Raw genomic sequence first — 17,987 nt, 5'->3', positions numbered from 1 at the left:
GAAAAGACGCTCGGGCGAGACAGGGCGCAGGCGGGACGACCTCTACGAGGAGACCCGAACGTTAGTTTTTAGAGGTGCTCTTAAGGGAATTGAGAATCAAGTTTCCCGTTAAAATATACCAGGGGGTATGACCTAAAGGCATCCTTACATGCGTGATTCATGACGTAAAGTTTTTCGTGATTTTGTTTCCGACCGATGCAGTCTAGGCGGTGTAGTGTTTTTTGCCCCTTCCGCCGAAAGAAAAACGCAACCTTTAAATCTGAGGTCTCTGTTGGGTCTTGTTGGCTTTTTACAGAACCTGTAAAATAGGCCTCATCGTTGTCATCGTCCTCATAAAATAAAGGAGTTGAGATCTGTCTATGGAATCTACGATGATTCTCGGAATCGCTGCGGGGCTGGTCTTCGGCGTCGTAGGCGGTCTCCTGATTTCCAGATATCTCGGTGGAAAGCACCTCGCCAACGCTCAAAGGCAGGCGGACCAGTTGTTGAAAAAGGCCGTCAAGGACGGGGAGCACCACAAGAGGGAAATGCTCTCGGAGGTAAAAGAAGAGATCTTCGAGATGAAGCAGGAGACGGAAAACGAGATTAAGGAGAGAAGAGGGGAACTTCAGAGGTCCGAGAGACGTCTGGAGCAGAAGGAGGAAAACCTCGAACGGAAGCTCGACAAGGTCGGTCGTCGTGAAGAGGACCTCAAGAACAAGCTCGATTCGGCGGAGAAGAGGCTTCAGGAGATAGAGAGTCTCAAGCAGGATCAGCTGGTGAAGTTGGAGGAGGTCGCTCAGCTCAACAGAGACGACGCCAGAGATATCCTGATGAAGGACGTCGAAGAGAAGGCCCAGCACTCTCTAGGTCTTCTGGTCAAGGATCTTGAGGAGAAGGCCCGCAGGGAGGCTTCCCGAAAGGCCAGGGAGGTCATAGTCACGGCGATTCAACGCTGTGCTGTGGAGTATTCCTCCGATGTGTCGGTCAGCGTGGTAAACCTTCCTTCCGACGAGATGAAGGGGCGCATAATTGGCAGAGAGGGCAGAAATATTAGGGCCTTCGAGACCGAGACGGGAGTCGATCTCATAGTGGACGATACCCCGGAGGCGGTTACCATAAGCTGTTTCGATCCGGTTCGGCGGGAGATAGCTAGGCTGGCTTTGGAGAGGTTGGTCACCGATGGCAGGATACATCCCGCCCGTATCGAGGAACTCATCCAGAAGGCAACCGAAGAGGTGGAGGAGTCCATCATGGAGGCCGGGGATCAGTGTCTGCTTGATCTGGGCGTCAAGCATATGCATACGGATCTTATCAGGCTGATAGGGTCTCTCAGATATCGCTACAGCTACGGTCAGAACGCCCTTCAGCACAGCATGGAGGTCGCCCATATATCCGGTATCATCGCGGCTGAACTGGGTGCAGACGAGGAACTGGCCCGAAGAGCCGGGCTGCTTCACGATATCGGTAAGGCAGTGGACCACAAGATAGAGGGCCCCCATGCCGTAATAGGAGCCGATCTGGCGAAGAGATACAACGAGTCTCCGGAGATAATAAACGCCATAGGGTCCCATCACGAGGACATGGAGGTCCAGTCGATCTACGACGTTATAGTGGCCGCCGCCGACGCCATCAGTGCGGCCAGGCCAGGTGCTCGTAGAGAGAGTCTGGACGCCTATGTCAAACGTCTGGAGAAACTGGAGACGTTGGCTAAGTCCTTCAAGGGCGTGAGCAAGGCCTTCGCTATTCAGGCCGGCAGGGAGGTCAGGGTGATGGTGGCTCCCAACGTATCGGACGAGGGAGTCATAGCCAAACTGGCTTTCGACATTGCCAAGAAGATAGAGGAAGAGATGAAGTATCCGGGACAGATAAAGGTGACCGCTATCAAGGAGTTCCGATCGGTGGAGTACGCCAAGTAGATGAGAATTCTCTTCATAGGCGATATGGTTGGTAAACCGGGCCGTAGGATGGTATCCGAGTCACTCCCTTACCTTCGAGCGAAGGAGGGCCCCTTCGATTTCATCCTGGCCAACGGCGAGAACGCCGCGGCCGGAAGGGGGCTCACCGCCAAGGTCGCGGAGGAGCTCTTCGATATGGGGATAGACGGTCTTACCTCGGGAAATCATATCTGGGATAAAAAGGAATTTATTCCGTTTTTGGACGAGGAGTCTCGAGTTGTCCGTCCGGCGAACTATCCTCCGGGATGTCCCGGCAGCGGGGTTATGGTCTTACGGAAGGGAGATCTCTCCCTGGGGGTTGTCAATCTTCAGGGGAGGGTCTTCATGCCTTCTACAGATTGTCCCTTCAGGAAGATCGACGAGCTCCTGGGTGATATGGACGGAATGCCCGTATTCGTGGATCTTCACGCCGAGGCGACATCGGAGAAGAAGGTCATGGGCGCTTATCTGGACGGGCGGGTCTCCGTGTTGGTGGGAACTCATACTCACGTGCAGACCGCCGACGAGGAGGTCTTACCGAGGGGAACTGCCTATATCTCCGACGTGGGGATGACTGGATCTTTCTCAAGCGCTATCGGCATGACCGTCGAGAGCGTTATGCCCAAGTTCCTCACAGGTCTTCCCTCTCGGTTCGAGGTGGCGACGGAGGATCTGAGACTCAACGGTGTGGTGGTGGACGTGGATTATGAGACCGGGATAGCCCTGGACATTAGAAGAGTTTCGGTTAAGTGGGAAGAATGGCTTTGAATCGATAGTTCAAGGTTCAATTTAAAAATATGAGGACTGACGGAGGGCTCCGATCGGGGCCCTCCGTTTCGTTCTTTATTCCATCAGCATATACGGGGAAGTAGCTCGCCTACGGGCATATCGACGACCCTCATACCTCCTGCCTTGGTTCTCATTCCCACCATGGATGGATGTCCCTCGACCACCGTGCCTATCGAAGTCGCCTGGATCCCGGAGGGATGGGCCCTGAGGATCTCGATTATCCGGTCCTCGTCGTCCGGTGAGTAGGCGATCAGGGCGCATCCTTCGCAGGCCAGATGGAGGGGGTCGAAACCTAGTATGTCGCAAACCGACGACACCTCTTCGTCTATGGGTATAGACGATTCGTCTATCTCAATTCCCAGTCCGGTTCCCTCCGCCCATTCGCACAGGGTGGTGCCCAGTCCTCCTCTGGTGCAGTCCCTCATGGCCCTTACGCCTGGAAGTACAGCCAGCGGCTTTACGAGAGGCCAAAGCGGAGCACAGTCGCTGGAGAGCCCCTCCACGTTCAGGTCGAATCTGATCGAGCCTATGGTGGCTCCATGCCTACCTATGGAAGTCGTGACGGCTAGCCTGTCGCCGGGCTTTATGTGGTCCATTCCCAGAGGTTTTCCTAACGGTTGCCCCATGGACGCTACCGTTAGGAAAAGGCCGTCGACTGTTCCCTTGGGAACTACCTTGGTGTCTCCCGCCGCAAGTTTCACTTCAAGCCCGTGACACACCGACGCGGCGCTCCTGCCGTATCTCAATAGTTCCTCTTCGTCCAGCCCCTCCTCGGCGATGACGCTTAGGGTGACGAACTTGGGTTCTATTCCACGGACCGCCAGATCGTTGGTTCCACCGCATATGGCCAATTTCCCTATATTTCCTCCGGGAAAATCCATGGGCGACACGGTGAAGCCGTCTATGGTGACGGCCCATTCCGGAGAGATCATGGTGCAGTCTTCCAGGTCTCTCTGGACGTTTACGTCGTCGAATTGAGCCTTGAATTTTCCTATCAGCTCGGAGGTAAGCCTTCCTCCGCTTCCCTGGCCCAGGTTCAGCTTTCCCACTTGAGGTCTCCCTTTCTTCCATATCTGTACCAAGCCGAACAGGTCCCCTCGCTGGAAACCATACAGGGGCCTACCGGGGTTACCGGCGTGCATCCTGTTCCGAAGAGGGGGCATTCCTTGGGAGTTATGGTTCCCGAGAGGATATCTCCGCACCTGCATCCATTCGGTTCAGGTACGTTCCTGACGGCGACGTCGAATTTTCTAGATCCATCCCAGAGGGAATATTCTTCCTTTATGGACATGCCCGATTCGTCTATCGGACCTATTCCTCTCCACGCGGATGTGCTCGTGTCGAATACTCGGTCCATCAGATCGACGGCCTTGACGTTGCCCTCCGGCCTCACCGCTTTTTCGTAGCGGGAGGTCAGAGATGGACGATTTTCGCATATCTGTTCCAGCAGGTCCACCAAGGCCAACATTATCTCGTCCGCCTCGAAGCCAGCTACCGTGCAGGCTATTCCGTGTTTTTCAGGAATGAATTTAAACGGTTCGTGCCCTAGAATTACCGCTACGTGGCCGGGCAATAGAAAGCCGTCGACCCGGTTTCCGTCGGCTTTTGAGAGCACTTCAAGTGCCGGAGGCACTCTTTTGTGCAGACATAGGACCGACAGGTTCTCTAGTTTCCTTTTTCGCGCTTCTATCAGCAGTGCCGCCGTCGCCGGTGCGGTGGTCTCGAATCCTACCGCTAGAAAAACTATCTCCTTGTGGGGCATCTCCTCGGCCATCCTCAGGGTTTCCATGGCCGACAGTACCACCCTCACGTCGGATCCCGTGCCTCTGAGCTCCCCTAAGGTACCGTTCGATCCGGGAACCCTCATCATGTCCCCATAGGTAGCCATGACGACGTTTTTCCTCGTGGCCAATTCGATGGCTCCGTCTATCTCCCCCTGAGATGTTACGCATACCGGACAGCCTGGGCCGGATATCAGTTTGAGATCTTCCGGGAAAAGAGATCTCAGCCCCTGTCTGAAGATCGATACGGTGTGAGTTCCGCAGACCTCCATGATGGTCGTCGGCCTTTTTGTCAGCTTTTTCAGGGCCGAGGACAGCAGTTTTGCCCTATTTGAACTCATCGATTTCCTCTCCGGCGAGCTCTCTTATTTTGTCCCACATGGCCGTCAGTTCCTCCGAGTCCTCCTGAGAGACCTTCTCTATGGCGAAGCCAGCATGGACCAATACCGTGTCTCCTACGGCAGGATCGTCTACGAGATCGGTCCTGATCTCTCTGACTATCGCTCCTGCCTTAGCCATCGCCGATCCATCCTGAGCCAAATCGATTATGACGTGCGGTACTGCAAGGCACATGGATTTCTCCCCTTTCCTATGTCGACGCTTACCCTATTGTACAACTCTTCGTGGATTTTACATGTAGATCTTTTTTTTGATGAAACCCACTGTTCTAAAATGCATACTATGGTGTATAATGCGGTCAGATCCATCTAAACGACGAATTCAGATAATTTGCTTGGTTCTCTGTCTTCTTTATGTCTCGTCGTTTATCATTTCCTCGAAGAAGGAGGTGTCGAGAGCCGGTTACGATGTAGGTCTATAAGAGGGGTATTTTTTTCGGGATCTGTATTATTCACCCTAAAAGGAGGTAAGGGTTTATGGCGAATCAGGTAGAGCAGCAGAGAGAACAGTGGGGAAGCAAGATAGGCTTTATTCTCGCCGCGGCGGGATCCGCCGTCGGTCTGGGAAACATATGGAAATTTCCTTACGTTACGGGTACGAACGGCGGCGGAGCCTTCGTCGTAATATACGTGGCCATGGTCGCCTGTATCGGTTTTTCCGTCATGTTGGCGGAGTTGGTCATAGGCCGTAACGCCCAGCTCAACGCGGTCGGCTCTTTCAAGAAAATAAAGGGCGGCGCCTGGCCGGCGGTAGGTTGGTTGGGGCTCGCCTGCGGCGCTCTCATCCTCTCCTACTACGGTGTCGTAGGAGGCTGGACTATAAAGTATATCCTCCACTCGTTTACCGGGCTCATGGAGCTTGCCGCAGCCGGTCAGGCTGGAGATGCCTTCGGAGGCTTTATCTCCAATCCCATAATGGTAATACTGTATCAGGCTCTGTTCATGTTCATCACCATCTGGGTCGTCTACAGAGGGGTCGGCGAGGGGATAGAGCGTTACTGCAAGGTCCTCATGCCCGGGCTTTTCATCCTTCTGATAGTTCTAATCGGACGTTCCGTCACTCTGGAGGGAGCAGGGGAGGGTATCTCATTCTACCTCAAACCCGATTTCTCTAAGGGGCATCTCTAAAAACTCCCCTAACTGGCAGGGAGAAAAACCCCTGTTTAGGCTGGGATGTTAAAATACCGGTTGTAACCAAAAATTCTCGAGAAGGGATGGGATCCCCTTGAAACAGCGGAGCCTCTTTGCGGAAGAAATAGCCTACGATAGCCTTGAAAAGGTGAACGATCCACTGGTACGAATAGAGAAAGCGGTGGACTGGTCCATCTTCGAGCAGCCGTTGAAGGACTTCCGCGAAGGGCTCAGACAGAAGGATTCTCTGGGAGGAAGAAAGCCCTTCCCTCCTCTTCTCATGTTCAAGATCCTGGTGCTTCAGGCACTGTACAACCTGTCGGACGACGCAATGGAGTTTCAGGTAAGGGACAGGCTTTCCTTCAGACGTTTTCTCGGCCTCTCCCTGGAAGCCAAAGTCCCTGATGCCAAGACTATATGGCTTTTTCGGGAGCAGCTGACCAAGGCGGAACTGATGAAGCCTCTGTTCGATCTTTTTGACGGTCACATCCGTAAAAGCGGCTTCGAGGCAAAAAAAGGGCAGATAGTGGATGCCTCCATAGTGAAGGTCCCGATCCAGAGGAACAAACGGGATGAAAACCGCAAGATCAAGGATGGAGAACCACCGGAAGACTGGCCCGACAACAAGAGATCTCAAAAAGACACCGATGCCAGGTGGACGAAGAAAAACGGCAAAAGCTCCTTCGGCTACAAGAACCACATAGAGATCGACTCTCAGAACAAGATCATCCGTAAATACAGCGTAACCGAGGCATCGGTCCACGACAGCAATGTATTCGAGGAACTCATCGATCCCAGTAACAGCAGCAAAGACGTCTATGCCGACTCAGCTTATAGAAGCCATGAGAAAATCTCTTGGCTTGAGGAACAAGGCTACAGACCGAAGATCCAACGAAAAGGATACAGAGGCAAACCCATCACGTGGTGGGAAAAACAGGGTAACAGAACAAGATCCAAAGTCCGAAGCCGAGTGGAGCACGTCTTTGGAGCCCAAACCATGAAGGCCGGCAACCTGATAGTTCGAACTATCGGGAAAGCCAGAGCTTCAACCGCTATAGGACTGAGAAACCTGGCCTATAACATCGTTCGATTCTCGTTCCTGATGATGAAGTCAGGGGCGATATCTGCCGTGCCCAAATGACGGTAAAAGCCGAGTTGTTCAGGTCACCGGAGCGACAATAGAGAATCATCTTAACGCTGATTTAGCCTAATTTGTCGCTGTTTCTGGTCTGTGGCTTTTTTGTCTGCTTAGACCGCTAAATATGGGGTTGCTAGAGGTGCCCTAAGGTTACTGCCGGTACGGTTCTCGCCGCTTTGGGACAGGCGTTCTTCTCCCTCTCCCTCGGGATGGGCTGTATGATAACCTACGGCAGCTACCTTCAGAAGGACATCAGCCTTCCCGGAGCGGCTGCACAGGTCTGTTTCCTCGATACGATGGTCGCCTTGCTCGCCGGTCTGGTCATATTCCCGGCGGTCTTCGCTTTCGGCGTCGAGCCAGGAGCGGGACCTGGTCTCACCTTCATAACCCTGCCTGGGATATTCGCCCAGATGCCGGGAGGAATGATATGGTCTGCCCTGTTCTTCCTGCTTCTCTTCGTGGCGGCTCTCACCTCTGCCATCTCCCTTCTGGAGGTGGCCTGCGCCTACTTCATAGATAAAGGCTGGAGCCGTGCCAAGGCTGCCTGGACCATGGGTACGCTGATATTTCTCCTTGGTATACCCTCCGGCATATCCCTCGGAGGCGGTCTCAAGATAGCCGGCAAGGACTTCATGGACGTGGCCGGTTTCTTCACAGACCAGATAATGATGCCTCTTGGCGGGATGCTGATATCCATCTTTGTCGGATGGGTCATAGCCGACGTCGCCAAGGACGAGGTCACTGGAAACGGCAGGATCCCTGTGTTCGCCGGATTCGACATATGGATGATCTTCGTCAAGTTCGTCTCGCCCCTGGCCATCCTCTACATCTTCGTGACCGGGCTCAAATGGTGACGATATAACCGAATTGTAGGAATCTAGGGGCCCGGCATGCCGGGCCCCTAAGTCTTTGATATTCTTTTTCTCTTGACGGAACTTGTCGTTGGTGTACAATAGTCGTTGTTGGAATGGAGTCTACCCCTATATAACGATAACAAGGAGCTGATCTTCGTGATTGAACTGGATAAGGATAACTTTGACGCCGAGGTAAAGGAAAGCGATCTTCCCGTAGTGGTGGATTTTTGGGGTCCCAAGTGCACCCATTGTCTGGCCCTTATGCCCGGAGTGGAGAAGCTTGCCGAGGAGTTCGACGGTAAGGTTAAGTTTTGCAAGGTTAACATTCAGGGTAACCGCCGTGTGGCCATAGCCCACAAGGTTATGGGACTTCCCGCCTTTCTCTTCTGGAATGGCGGCGAGGAGAAGGCCCGCATGAGTGGAGATGCCGTGACTATCGAGCAGATCAAGGCAGAGATCGAGAAGCTTCTGTAATTTATAATGTTTATCGGTTTAATTGGGGGGCGGCTTCTAAGGCCGTCCCCAATTAATGTTTTCTTGTTTTGCTCCACGAGCCTAAAAATAAAGATATTTTTTTCACAGAAAAAACCTTGACGGCCTGTACTTTTCCGGTACAATCTGAAGTGTACGGATGAACGTCGCAAGAGAGACCTCTCTATATCCATGCTTTCTTGGAATGGAGGCGCCGAAGGTGCAAGGCCGGTATGCGGTCGAAACTCTCAGGCAAAGGGATTGCGACGGGACGTTACTCTGGAATAGGCTAAAAGGCCATACGACAGAGACGAACTTCTCCAAAATAGGGGTGTTTGTTCTTGAACTGTCGTATGGTATTTATAACCAATAATCCCGCTTTTTCCTCTCTTCATCAGGAGGGGCTCGAGTTGATCTTCCTGGATGGCTCCGCTTATGACGTAGTCGTCGCCGCAAGGGATCGCATTCACTTGGGCTGGACCCTCCTCAATCATCCTCTCTACGGAAATTTCAGACCTTATCATCAGCCGTTTCGATCTATGTTTCTCCGAGCTCCTATGGACCAATCTCGTCCTGCGGTCGACGAGACCTCGTTGTCTTTGGTCGAGAAGGCCATAGAGGTCTATCTGTCCTGCTCGGACCGATGGCTGATTCCCGATGAGACTCCCGAAGTCATGTATAGAGATTGTTCCATTTTGGACTACGATCTTATGAAAGAAACCCTCTACAAAGAGGGCGTCCTGCGATAGATATCCGTGATATCACTAAAAGGAGGTGACCGTGGCTCGGTAGGCATCTCTCTTGAAAGGTTTTTCTTTGAGAATCAGTTTCCCCGTGTCGCGAGGAGGTATGTGGTCATGGCTAAGGCCAAGGGCGTTAATTCTATATGCTTGTGGTCCTCGAAAGCCTTGAGGAGTTCCCTGTTGCTAGGGGGTTGAGTCGCCCTCTCCGGTTCCCGGTTCGGGAGCCAGGACTCCTTCCTCGAGGTGTTCGGTACCGTTTTCGCCGCTTTGCCGTCATGACGAAGGTGAGCGGAGGAGCGGGCGGTATCGTTCGTTTCGCCGCTTCAGGCGCGTCGTTCGTCTTTTCGTTCGACGTTGATTTTTAGAAGGGGGGAGTCGCTTTGAAACTCGAACTCCATAAGGTGAAGGTTAACAAGCTGGTTTTCGGTGAGAAGACCTCCGTTAAAGACGGTGTCCTCACCATCAACAAGCAGGAAATGATCGATATGCTCTCCGGTATCGAGGGAGTCGCCGATCTCGACCTGGATCTGGCGCATCCCGGGGAGAACGTTCGTATCCTTCCTGTGAAAGACGCTATCGAGCCTCGTTGCAAGATAGAAGGTACCAACGAGGTGTTCCCCGGCTGGATCGGTGACGTCGATCCTGTCGGAGAGGGAAAAACCCTCGTCCTGGATGGCGCGGTGGTACTGACCACCGGTCGTCTCGTAGCCCCTCAGGAGGGTATCGTGGACATGTCCGGTCCCGGTGCCGACTACACTCCTTTTTCCAAGACCAACAACCTGGTGGTCGTCATCACTCCAGACGAGGGAGTCGAGCTCCACGCCCGTGAGGCCGCCTGCCGCGAGGTCGGTCTGAAGTCCGCCCATTATCTCGCCAAGTGCTGCAAAGACGCCGTGGCGGATAACGTGGAGACCTACGATTTCCCCGCTTTTACCGAGTCCATGAAAGCGCATGAAGGTCTTCCCAAGGTTGCTTACGTCTACATGCTTCAGACTCAGGGCCTTCTTCACGATACGTGGGTATACGGCGTCGACGCCAAGAAGATAATCCCCACCATGATCAGCCCTACCGAGGTTATGGACGGAGCGATCATCTCCGGAAACTGCGTCTCCGCCTGCGATAAGAACAATACCTACGTCCACCTCAACAATCCCGTCATAAAGAACCTTTACGCCCACCACGGGAAGGATTTCAACTTCGTCGGAGTGATCATCACCAACGAGAACGTCACCCTGGCGGACAAGAAGCGCAGCTCTTCCTATGCGATCAAGCTGGCCAAGATGCTGGGCGTCGACGCCGTGGTCATCTCAGAGGAAGGTTTCGGCAATCCCGACGCCGACCTTGTGATGAACTGCTGGAAGGCCGAGAGGGCTGGAATAAAGACCGTTCTCATCACCGACGAGTATGCCGGTCGCGACGGTGCCAGCCAGTCTTTGGCCGACTCCTGCCCCGAGGGCGATGCCTGCGTGACCGCCGGCAACGCCAATCAGCTGATCATGCTTCCTCCTATGGAGAAGGTCATAGGTGAGCTTCCCGTCGCCGACGTCATCGCCGGAGGTTTCTTCGGAACCCTTCAGGAAGACGGCAGCCTCGAGGTGGAGATCCAGGCTATACTGGGAGCCACCAACGAGCTCGGTTTCAACAAGATCGGCGCTTACACCATATAAGAGGTTACCACCGACGTCCATGTGCCTTAGGCACTTGAGGAAACATAATTACGCATAGAAGGAGGTGCTGCTGATATGGGTAAGTTGGCCGGAAAAAAACTCATCCTTCTGGGCGAACGCGATGGCGTTCCCGCCCCGGCGATGGAGGCCTGCTTCAAGAACAGCGGCGCGGAGGTTATTTTCGCGGCGACCGAGTGTTTTGTCTGAACGGCCGCCGGAGCGATGGACCTGCAGAACCAGCAGCGTGTTAAAGACGCTGCCGAGAAGTACAACCCCGAGGATCTCGTGGTCGTACTGGGATCGTCCGATGCGGAAGGCGCAGAGATCTACGCCGAGACCGTTTGCAACGGAGATCCGACCTATGCAGGGCCACTTGCTGGCGTCCAGTTAGGACTTGCCGTTTACGATATATTCGACCAGGAAATCCGCGAAGAGGCAGACCCGGAGGAGTGGGAGAACCAGATCAGTATGATGGAGATGGTTCTCGAGCCAGAAGCTCTCGCCGAGGCCGTTAAAGGTATGCGGGAGCAGTACTCCAAGTACTCCCTGTAGCCCTGTGAGTAAGGAGGGGAACAAATGACCTATCGTGTGGTTCATTACATCAACCAGTTCTTCGCCGGCATCGGCGGGGAGGAAAAGGCAGACATCAAACCGGAGGTCCGCGAAGGCGTAGTCGGTCCCGGTATGGCTCTTAAAGGAGCTTTCAAGGGCGAGGCCGAGGTGGTCGCTACCATAATCTGCGGTGACAACTACTTCGCCGACAACATCGACTCGACCTCCGAGTTCGTGGCCGAGACCGTCAAGAAGTTCGAGGCCGACGGGTTCGTCGCCGGTCCGGGATTCAACGCCGGACGTTACGGCACCGCCTGCGGTGCTGTATGTACCGCCGTCGGAGAGAAGCTGGGTATACCCACAGTTACCGCTCTCTATCCCGAAAACCCCGGTGCCGAGATGTACAAGAAGGGTACCTACGTTATCGAGGCTGCCGACAGCGCTCGCGGCATGGGCAAAGCCGTGCCCGCCATGGCCTCTCTCCTGCTCAAGCTGATGAAAGGAGAGCCCATCGGGACCCCCGAGGAAGAAGGATACATCGAAAAGGGCGTCCGTATCAATATGTTCTACGAGAAGGTCGGCGCCGAGCGTGCCATCGACATGCTGATCAAGAAGCTCAAGGGCGAGCCCTTCAAGACCGAGTACAAGCTTCCTGTGTTCGACAGGGTAGATCCCCGTCCCGCCATCAAGGATATGGCTCACGCCAAGGTCGCTATTGTAACCTCCGGTGGTATAGTGCCTTTTGGCAACCCGGACCACATCGCCGCTTCCAGCGCTCAGAACTACGGCGAGTACGATATCACCGGGGTTCTGGATCTCAAGGAAGGCGAGTATCAGACAGCTCACGGCGGATACGATCAGACCTATGCCAACCAAGACGCCGACAGGGTCCTTCCTGTGGATGTCCTAAGAGATCTGGAGAAAGAGGGACGTATCGGTTCCCTTCACAATCTCTTCTACACCACCGTCGGTAACGGCACGGCCGTGGCAAACGCCAAGAAGTTCGGTGTAGAGATCGGGAATAAGCTGAAGGAAGCCGGCGTAGACGCCGTTATCCTGACCTCCACCTGAGGAACCTGCACGCGTTGCGGTGCAACGCTCGTGAAGGCTATCGAGGAGACCGCCGACGTTCCCGTGGTCCACATGGCCACCATCGTCCCGATATCCCTCAGCGTCGGTGCCAACAGGATCATTCCCACCGTCGCCATACCTCACCCTCTGGGAGACCCCAACATGTCTCCTGAGGACGAGAAGGTGCTTCGTCGTCACCTTGTGGACAAGGCTCTCGTTGCCCTGGAGACCGAGGTCTCAGAGCAGACGGTCTTCAAGGACGAGGACTAGTCACCTAGCTCAAATCAAGATAAACATCGCGGATCGCAGCTGTTACAGAGGAGAGAGACCCTTACGGGTCTCTCTCCTTTTTTATGAGTATGAGCGAAAGTATACTACAGCTCATTTCGTTCGTCAAAACCCCTTGCGCTGGAGAACTAAAATAAACATAACCCCCTCCTTGCCAACGAGGATCTCTCTAGTTTTTTAAATCATCGGTGTCTTTTAAATTTTGCGGCAAAAATGAAATTATGCCAAAGCAAGACTTTCTCGTGGATGGAATATACGGTTCTTTTTTCATTCCAACGGGTGTAGAATACAGAAAGTGAAGGCGAAAACGACGAATAAAAGAGGGCTATTCAGTCGTTTTCTCTCGTGATGATTTTTATATAAAAAAGAGAGGAGAGCGTCAATGAAACAAAAAGATATAAAATAATTACAAAAAATGACTTAATATGTTCTTTCGTGGAACGAGGAGGTTTCTACTATGGATCAACTTATGAGCATCGTGCAGGCAATCAACGGAATTCTCTGGGGTAAACTTCTCATCGTGTTCCTCTGCGGTACCGGTCTCTATTACACTTTGAAGCTTCGTTTCGTCCAGATCAGGAAATTCGGTGCGGTTATCAAGCAGACTTTCGGAGGTCTGACCCTCTGCGGCGAGAAGGCCGATGCCGAGGGTATGACGTCCTTTCAGTCCCTGGCTACCGCTATAGCCGCTCAGGTAGGTACGGGGAACCTTGCCGGTGCCGCAACTGCTATAGCAGCCGGTGGACCAGGCGCCATCTTCTGGATGTGGATCGCCGCCTTCTTCGGTATGGGCACGATCTTCGCAGAGGCCGTTCTGGCTCAGACCTACAAGGTCAGAGACGATCACGGACAGGTGACAGGCGGTCCCGCCTACTACATAAGGGACGGATTCGGTAGCAAATGGCTGGCCGGATTCTTCTCGATAACGATAATCCTTGCCTTGGGTTTCATCGGCAATATGGTTCAGTCCAACTCCATAGCCGATGCCTTCAACAGCGCTTTCGGCATTCCGACCATCTACGTTGGAATAGGCGTCGCCATCCTGGGTGCGTTGATCTTCTTCGGCGGGATTGGACGCATAGCCTCCTTTACCGAAAAGGTAGTTCCCGTCATGGCCGTCCTTTACCTTCTCGGCGGTCTCTACATACTGATAACTCAGGCGGCTAACTTTGTCCCCGCCGTTAAGATGATCTTCGTGGGTGCCTTCGACCCCAGAGCCGCTACCGGAGGACTTATCGGAGTCGGCGTCAAGGAAGCTGTTCGTTACGGTGTGGCCAGAGGGCTGTTCTCCAATGAGGCGGGCATGGGCTCCACCCCTCACGCTCACGCCGTCGCCAAGGTGAAGCATCCGGCCCAGCAGGGACTGGTGGCTATCATGGGCGTTTTCATCGATACCTTCATAGTCTTGAACATGACCGCTTTGGTCATTTTCTCTACCGGTGCTATCGACGGTCAGACCACCGGTATCGCCCTGACCCAGAGGGCTTTCGAGCTGGGGCTCGGTTCCTTTGGTAATCCCTTCATAGCTATCTGCCTCCTGTTCTTCGCTTTCTCCACGATAATAGGCTGGTATTTCTTCGGAGAGGCTAACATAAAGTTTCTCTTCGGTTCCAAGGGATTGACCCCCTACAGGATACTGGTCATGCTGTTTATCGTTTTAGGCGCCACTTTGAAGGTCCGCCTTGTATGGGAATTGGCCGATATGTTCAACGGTCTGATGGTCCTTCCGAACCTCATAGCCCTCATCGGGCTGGCGAAGGTCGTCAGCAGGGCCTTGGACGATTTCGAGTCGGACGGCACTTTGAAGACGAAATAGATGGTTTAGAGGCGGAGGATGTCCTTCGCCTCTTTTTTGTATTTTGTATTATTATTTGTGAAGCTTTAGCCAAACTTGACGAACGACCCCTGGGCGATGTATATGGTCTATAGACACTTCGTTTCCGGATGAAGGCAGTGGGAGAGTTCGATATATTCGAACGCCGAAGGGGCAAGGCTTAGAGCCGAAACTCTCAGGCACAAGGACCTCTGCTGGACGGACCTCTGAAAGACGCCGCCTCGGGGCTGTGCGACAGAGACACGCTTTTGCTTTGTCGTCAGGTTCCAGGTTGTCTTTTTTTCCCACCATCCATGACCTTGGAACCGACGACCTTGAGGAGTCCTAAATTGCAGGACCGAACAGTCGATCGGGAAGGTCTTTCCTATCTCGATATCTGTTTATAAAAACGAATATTCCGGTCCATGAGCCGGAGGTGGAGTTTTTCCTCAGGGCCCGAGGAAGAACCCCTCGTCGTGCCGCCAGAGGCGGTCGAGAGCAGTGGAGGTGAAGCTGATATGAAGACTCCAATGTTTCAAGATCACGTCGCATTAGGAGGGACGATGGTCGACTTCGGGGGATGGGAGCTACCGGTACATTACGCTCCTGGGATAAAGGACGAGCACAGAAACGTCAGGACCAAGGCAGGTCTTTTCGATGTCTCCCATATGGGGGAGTTCTGGATCACCGGTCCGGACGCTTTTTCTTTCGTGCAGAGCCTGGTATCCAACGATATATCCGTCATGTGCGACGGTCAGGTCCAGTACAACATGATGTGTTACCCCGAGGGAGGAGTTGTCGACGATCTGCTCGTCTATAAGGTATCGAACGACAGGTTCCTGCTGGTGGTCAACGCGTCCAACGTAGATAAGGATTTCGAGTGGGTGAAGTCCCACCTTTCTGGGGACGTCAAGGCAGAGAACGCTTCTCCCTCGACGGCCGAGGTAGCCCTGCAGGGGCCCTTGGCTCAGGAGATCCTTCAGACCATAGTGGACGTCGATCTGTCGGATATAGGCTTTTTCTTCTTCAGGGAGAACGTCTCGGTGGCAGGGGTAAAGGCCCTCGTCTCCCGTACTGGTTATACCGGAGAGGACGGTTTCGAGGTTTACGTGGACTGGGAAGAGGGATCTAAGGTCTGGAACGCCATTATGGAGGCAGGAAAGACTTTCGGTATATTGCCGATAGGGCTTGGGGCCAGGGACAGCCTGCGTTTTGAGGCCTGTCTCCCCCTCTATGGGCACGAGATAGACAGGGACATCACCCCGCTGGAGGCCGGACTGGGCTTCTTCGTAAAGCTGGATAGCTCGGATTTCATAGGGTCCGAGGCCTTGAGAAAAATGAAGGCCGAAGGCCTTCCGAGAAAGACGGTTGCACTGAAGATGGTCGATAAAGGGGTTCCTCGTCACGGTTATCCCGTATCGGTCGACGGTCGAGAGGTCGGTCACGTTACAACCGGAGGTTATTCTCCTACATTGGAGGAGAACATCGCCCTTGCCCTAGTGGAGGCCAGCTCCGCCGAGGTCGGAGGAAAGATGAACGTCGTGATCAGAGGCAAGGATAAGGCGGCGGAAGTCGTCAAGAAGCCTTTTTACAGAAAAAACTATAAAAAGTAGAGGAGGATTACGTCATGGCCGAGATCAAAGCAGGACTTAAGTACACCAAGGAGCACGAGTGGATAAAGGTAGAAGGAGAGAAGGGCTATGTAGGCATCTCCGATTACGCCCAAAACGCCATGGGAGATATCGTATTCGTAGAGCTTCCCGAGGTTGGCCAGGATGTGTCGGCCGGAGGAGATCTTTGTGTGGTCGAATCCGTCAAGGGAGCCAACGACGTCTACTCTCCGGCTTCCGGAAAGATAACCGAGGTCAACGAGGATCTGGAGGACTCGCCAGAGAAGATCAACGAAGACCCCTTTGGGAGCTGGATAGCCTTGGTGGAACTGAGTGACCTGTCCGAATTGGACGGTCTGATGGACGAAGAGGCCTATCGTAGTTACTGCGAAGGGCTGGAGTAGTCGGAAGTCGGAGGAATGTATGAGATATATACCGAATACCAATGACCAACGGTCGGAGATGTTGAGGACCATCGGCGCAGGGTCGGTAGACGATCTCTTCTCCGATCTTCCCGCCTCCGCCGTATTCGAAGGAAAGCTCGATCTTCCAGAACCAATGTCGGAGATGGAGCTGATGAAACATCTCAACGAGCTGGCAGGGAGAAACGTCGATGCCTGTTCCCAAACGTGTTTTCTAGGAGCGGGGGTCTACGATCATTTCGTCCCTCTGGTGGTGGATCACATCATCTCCAGGGAGGAGTTCACCACCAGTTACACGCCCTATCAGCCCGAGATCAGCCAAGGGACCCTACAGGCCATATTCGAGTATCAGTCCATGGTTTGCTCTCTTACGGGCATGGAGGTGGCAAATGCCTCCATGTACGACGGGGCCAGTTCTATAGCAGAGGCTGCCTTCATGGCCTGCGCTTCCACCAAGAGAAACGTGGTCTTGGTCGCTCGATCGGTTCATCCCCACGGTAGAGCCGTTCTGGAGACCTATGCCAGCCTCAGAGGGATTACGGTCAGGGAGATCGGCTATTCCGACGGTACTTTAGACATGGGAGATCTCAAGGGTAACCTCTCCGACGAGGTCGCCGCCGTGATAGTCCAGTCTCCTAATTTTTTCGGCTCCCTGGAGGACCTGAAAGCCCTGGCCGACGAGGCCCACGGCGTCAAGGCCCTGTTCGTCGCTGTGTCGGACCTTCTGGCTCTGTCGGTCCTTGAGGCTCCCGGCAGGTTGGGCGCCGACGTGGTTGTAGGTGACGGTCAGAGCGTTGGAAACGCCATGAATTTCGGGGGGCCTCATTTCGGATTTTTTGCCACTACTCAGAAACTGATGCGCAAGATGCCCGGGCGAATAGTGGGGGAGACCTTGGACCGCAACGGTAAGAAGTGCTATGTCTTGACCCTTCAGGCCAGAGAACAGCATATCCGTCGGGAGAAGGCATCATCCAACATATGTTCGAACCATAGCCTGAACGCTCTAGCCTCGGCGGTGCATATGTCCCTCATGGGACTGTCCGGCATGAAAGAGGCGGCGAACCAGTCTCTTCTTAAGGCTGCCTATGGAAAGGAGAGGCTTATCGAGACCGGATCGTTCCGTTCCGCCTTCGACGGGCCCTTTTTCAGGGAGTTCGTGGTCTTTTCCGACGAGGCTCCCAAGTCGATAAACGACAGGCTCCTCTCTGAGGGGATGATCGGAGGCTACGATCTTTCCAAAGACTATCCCGAGCTGGAAAATGCCTGGCTGGTGGCAGTTACGGAAAAAAGAACCAAAGACGAGATAGACCGTTTCGTCTCAGTAGCGAGGGGGGAGTAGAGAG

At 53.8% G+C, this 17,987-nt stretch carries 16 protein-coding genes, 1 pseudogene and 2 riboswitches; of the genes and pseudogenes, 14 read left to right on the top strand and 3 right to left on the bottom strand.

What is annotated here, in order from left to right; genetic code table 11:
• Nucleotides 1-359 precede the first annotated feature (359 nt).
• The gene (gene rny / locus DPEP_RS00645; RefSeq protein WP_050771275.1) at nt 360-1,898 is read left to right on the top strand and encodes a ribonuclease Y; all 1,539 of its coding nucleotides are present in this window, start codon (nt 360-362) and stop codon (nt 1,896-1,898) included.
• Nucleotides 1,899-2,684, top strand: a complete 786-nt coding sequence (locus DPEP_RS00640; RefSeq protein ID WP_005658693.1) for a TIGR00282 family metallophosphoesterase — start codon at nt 1,899-1,901, stop codon at nt 2,682-2,684.
• 83 nt (nt 2,685-2,767) lie between these two features.
• Here DPEP_RS00640 and hypE read toward each other — a convergent pair whose 3' ends face one another.
• The 3 genes from hypE to DPEP_RS00625 are packed head-to-tail and all read right to left on the bottom strand — an operon-like array spanning nt 2,768 to nt 5,059.
• A complete protein-coding gene (gene hypE / locus DPEP_RS00635; protein WP_005658692.1) occupies nt 2,768-3,754 on the bottom strand; it encodes a hydrogenase expression/formation protein HypE in 987 nt (328 codons plus the stop codon).
• The gene (gene hypD / locus DPEP_RS00630) at nt 3,742-4,827 is read right to left on the bottom strand and encodes a hydrogenase formation protein HypD (RefSeq protein WP_005658690.1); all 1,086 of its coding nucleotides are present in this window, start codon (nt 4,825-4,827) and stop codon (nt 3,742-3,744) included. Before hypD ends, hypE begins: the two co-directional genes overlap by 13 nt.
• Nucleotides 4,814-5,059, bottom strand: a complete 246-nt coding sequence (locus DPEP_RS00625) for a HypC/HybG/HupF family hydrogenase formation chaperone (protein WP_005658689.1) — start codon at nt 5,057-5,059, stop codon at nt 4,814-4,816. Before DPEP_RS00625 ends, hypD begins: the two co-directional genes overlap by 14 nt.
• Nucleotides 5,060-5,361: 302 nt before the next feature.
• On the opposite strand from DPEP_RS00625, the pseudogene DPEP_RS00620 reads away from it, so the two are divergent.
• The 12 genes and pseudogenes from DPEP_RS00620 to gcvPA all read left to right on the top strand — a co-directional run.
• Nucleotides 5,362-6,000: pseudogene (locus DPEP_RS00620) on the top strand (sodium-dependent transporter); the annotation flags it as partial.
• A gap of 109 nt (nt 6,001-6,109) precedes the next feature.
• Nucleotides 6,110-7,156: an IS5 family transposase gene (locus tag DPEP_RS00615; protein ID WP_005658687.1), complete on the top strand. Its 1,047-nt coding sequence runs from the start codon at nt 6,110-6,112 to the stop codon at nt 7,154-7,156.
• Between the two features lie 173 nt (nt 7,157-7,329).
• On the top strand, nt 7,330-8,007 hold the full coding sequence (locus DPEP_RS00610) for a sodium-dependent transporter (RefSeq protein ID WP_198003006.1): 678 nt from the start codon (nt 7,330-7,332) through the stop codon (nt 8,005-8,007).
• A 156-nt stretch (nt 8,008-8,163) separates the two neighbouring features.
• Complete coding sequence (locus DPEP_RS00605) at nt 8,164-8,481, top strand: thioredoxin family protein (protein ID WP_005658679.1); 318 nt, start codon at nt 8,164-8,166, stop codon at nt 8,479-8,481.
• Nucleotides 8,482-8,638: 157 nt separating this feature from the next.
• Nucleotides 8,639-8,752, top strand: a riboswitch (glycine riboswitch).
• Nucleotides 8,753-8,831: 79 nt separating this feature from the next.
• The gene (locus DPEP_RS00600) at nt 8,832-9,227 is read left to right on the top strand and encodes a GrdX family protein (protein WP_040382729.1); all 396 of its coding nucleotides are present in this window, start codon (nt 8,832-8,834) and stop codon (nt 9,225-9,227) included.
• 374 nt (nt 9,228-9,601) lie between these two features.
• On the top strand, nt 9,602-10,888 hold the full coding sequence (locus tag DPEP_RS00595; protein WP_005658675.1) for a glycine/sarcosine/betaine reductase component B subunit: 1,287 nt from the start codon (nt 9,602-9,604) through the stop codon (nt 10,886-10,888).
• Nucleotides 10,889-10,963: 75 nt separating this feature from the next.
• Nucleotides 10,964-11,440, top strand: coding sequence for a glycine/sarcosine/betaine reductase complex selenoprotein A (gene grdA / locus DPEP_RS00585; protein ID WP_083797470.1), 477 nt, complete (start codon nt 10,964-10,966; stop codon nt 11,438-11,440).
• A gap of 24 nt (nt 11,441-11,464) precedes the next feature.
• The gene (grdB, locus tag DPEP_RS00580; RefSeq protein WP_083797469.1) at nt 11,465-12,781 is read left to right on the top strand and encodes a glycine reductase complex selenoprotein B; all 1,317 of its coding nucleotides are present in this window, start codon (nt 11,465-11,467) and stop codon (nt 12,779-12,781) included.
• A gap of 475 nt (nt 12,782-13,256) precedes the next feature.
• Entirely contained in the window at nt 13,257-14,615 is a 1,359-nt protein-coding gene (locus DPEP_RS00570; protein ID WP_005658665.1) for an alanine/glycine:cation symporter family protein, read from the top strand.
• Between the two features lie 128 nt (nt 14,616-14,743).
• Nucleotides 14,744-14,834: riboswitch (glycine riboswitch) on the top strand.
• Between the two features lie 296 nt (nt 14,835-15,130).
• Nucleotides 15,131-16,225, top strand: a complete 1,095-nt coding sequence (gcvT, locus tag DPEP_RS00565; RefSeq protein ID WP_005658663.1) for a glycine cleavage system aminomethyltransferase GcvT — start codon at nt 15,131-15,133, stop codon at nt 16,223-16,225.
• Nucleotides 16,226-16,239: 14 nt separating this feature from the next.
• Nucleotides 16,240-16,626: a glycine cleavage system protein GcvH gene (gcvH, locus tag DPEP_RS00560; RefSeq protein WP_005658661.1), complete on the top strand. Its 387-nt coding sequence runs from the start codon at nt 16,240-16,242 to the stop codon at nt 16,624-16,626.
• A 19-nt stretch (nt 16,627-16,645) separates the two neighbouring features.
• Nucleotides 16,646-17,983: an aminomethyl-transferring glycine dehydrogenase subunit GcvPA gene (gene gcvPA / locus DPEP_RS00555; RefSeq protein WP_005658659.1), complete on the top strand. Its 1,338-nt coding sequence runs from the start codon at nt 16,646-16,648 to the stop codon at nt 17,981-17,983.
• Nucleotides 17,984-17,987: the final 4 nt, after the last annotated feature.

Origin of the sequence: Dethiosulfovibrio peptidovorans DSM 11002, from assembly GCF_000172975.1 — a bacterium.
In the GTDB taxonomy this organism is placed as follows: Bacteria; Synergistota; Synergistia; order Synergistales; family Dethiosulfovibrionaceae; genus Dethiosulfovibrio; species Dethiosulfovibrio peptidovorans.
This window is presented reverse-complemented; position numbering and strand designations above follow the sequence as displayed.